The organism is Undibacterium sp. RTI2.2 (genome assembly GCF_035018705.1).
Classification (GTDB): Bacteria; Pseudomonadota; Gammaproteobacteria; order Burkholderiales; family Burkholderiaceae_D; genus Undibacterium.
The window spans coordinates 1-292 of record NZ_JASJXN010000158.1; the positions used below are offsets into that span (position 1 = coordinate 1).

1 pseudogene is annotated in these 292 nt (G+C 55.5%); it reads right to left on the reverse strand.

Annotated elements, in window-relative coordinates:
* Window positions 1–292: pseudogene (locus QN395_RS21535) on the reverse strand (DDE-type integrase/transposase/recombinase); the annotation flags it as partial.

Below are 292 nucleotides of genomic sequence, written 5' to 3' on the forward strand. Positions count from 1 at the left end.
TCGGGCCATGAGCCGATAAAAAGCGCTGAGCATGGCCCGATGACTTGAAGCGCCGCATCTGTCGTTCTCGTTGCCGCATCGGTTGGTGCGAGAGTTCTGCACGGTTATTGAGGCCTTTGTGTTGGCGACGCTCCACACGCGGCATGATTTGCGTCTTCGCCGCGACATAACTCTTGAGCTTGTCGGTGATTAGCACTCGTGGTGCGTAACGTAAGCCCTTGAGCAGCTTGCGGAAAAAACGTTTTGCGGCTGTCGGTTGCGCCGACTCTGCATCAGAATATCGAGCACATGT